1 protein-coding gene is annotated in these 652 nt (G+C 39.4%); it reads left to right on the top strand.

All coding sequences use genetic code 11. The annotated features are described in order from the left end of the window. A partial coding sequence (locus tag IQR33_RS20610; protein WP_193843998.1) for a hypothetical protein occupies positions 1 to 651 on the top strand: 651 nt, incomplete at its 5' end. Position 652 lies beyond the last annotated feature (1 nt).

Here is a 652-nt window from a genome sequence, read left to right as displayed (position 1 = left end):
TACTTAATGAATCAAAACTTTCCTTTGGATAACAATTGGGAAGAATTTACGTTTAGTAGCGATGGGCCAATTGTTGCTGGATATAAAAACAAAGTACTACTCCCTGATACAGAAAAAGTCATAATAGGTTTAAAGAACCTCCATAAAACTACTGCTGCAATTTTAAATATCAAAGTAAAGTCCATCGACCCAAAGCGTGCTCAAAGTTTTACCTTTGGAATCGAAGGTGTGAAATCTACAACTAGAATATGGGCTGCTCTTCCCGAGGTTATTGATATTTTACGTTACTGTGAGGTTGAAATTTTGGGAGGCCTGAAAACTAATGCTGGTAAGTTGGATGTAAGGCCTGAAATAGACCTATCAAAAAATAGATATAGTTACTCTAAAGGTGTGGTCAGTGAAAATATTTGGTGTGCCTTAGCCGATAAAGTCCACTTAGGAAGTCAAAAACAAGCTACTGGCCTGGGAGTGTACCTCAGAGCATATGACAGGATTATTTGCTCCAAACTTGCGGAAGCGTTTATGAAAGCAGGTTTCGTCGGCGGTGGGTTTGGTGTCGGTGCGGCAAGGGTTTGGTTAAGTAGCCAAGATGTAAAAAAAGCCAATATTATTGCAGAAAAATTTGGCGCAATGCCAGATATCGGAGTGTAGA

The organism is Vibrio sp. OPT46 (genome assembly GCF_015163535.1).
GTDB classification, from domain to species: domain Bacteria; phylum Pseudomonadota; class Gammaproteobacteria; order Enterobacterales; family Vibrionaceae; genus Vibrio; species Vibrio alginolyticus.
Note: the sequence above shows the minus strand (reverse complement) of the source record. Positions and strands in the feature narration are given on the sequence as shown.